The sequence below is a fragment of the Vibrio sp. TH_r3 genome (assembly GCF_033101115.1).
GTDB lineage: Bacteria > Pseudomonadota > Gammaproteobacteria > Enterobacterales > Vibrionaceae > Vibrio.
In genome coordinates this window covers 1-798 of sequence record NZ_JAWMPW010000072.1, presented here as the reverse complement: position 1 = coordinate 798, position 798 = coordinate 1, and the positions used below count along the sequence as shown (strand labels likewise).

Genomic DNA, 798 nt, shown 5'->3' with positions numbered 1-798 from the left:
CACTCCGATTTCAAAGACAGACAGTGTTGAGTTTATTCAGGGCGCAGACAACATAGAGCGTGTGGAATGGACGATTCCTGACAGCACTGAAAGCTTACTGAAGAATTTAACCTCGGAAGGTACGCCGACTCAATCGATATTGAGCGGTGATGGCCGCACCATTACCGTGTCAACGGTGGATGAGCAAGGCAATATTATGGACACCGTTGCGACGTTCACGCTCGACAGTGACAAGAGTGGCGAATACACGGTGACGCAATACTTGCCGTTAGATCAAACCACTGATGGAGATAGTAACGTATTACCATTGTCTGTGACGGCCACCGACACCGATGGCAGCCAAGTCACGGCTGACTTAACGGTGACGATTGTTGATGGACCGAATGCCACCGCTTCGGATTCAGCCGTCGAATTGACAGAAACTCAAAATGGCGTTGTGACGGGTTCATCCAGTGCCAATTTTGTGACGGGCAGCGATGAGATCACAAAAGTGGAGTGGGTCATTTCTGATGATACCAAGACTTTGCTAGAAAATTTAACCACCAACGATGCGGCTACTTCTTGGGAACTGTCCACGGACGGCAAGACCATCACGGTAGTGCGCGACAGTGATGATGCGGAAGTGTTACGTTTAACCGTTGATGATTTGACTGGAAACTATACGGTGACTCAGTCACTGCCAATCGATCAAGATGTAGAAGCGACAGACGGCGACGCCAATGGAAGCGCCGAATCACTCAGTTTAAGTGAATTCGACTTAACGTTAAAAGCGACCGATTCCGATGGCGACGAAACGGA

The 798-nt window shown here is 49.2% G+C and carries 1 protein-coding gene; it reads left to right on the top strand.

Annotated elements, in window-relative coordinates:
- Positions 1 to 250 precede the first annotated feature (250 nt).
- A partial coding sequence (locus R3X26_RS18795) for a DUF5801 repeats-in-toxin domain-containing protein (protein ID WP_317718847.1) occupies positions 251 to 798 on the top strand: 548 nt, incomplete at its 3' end.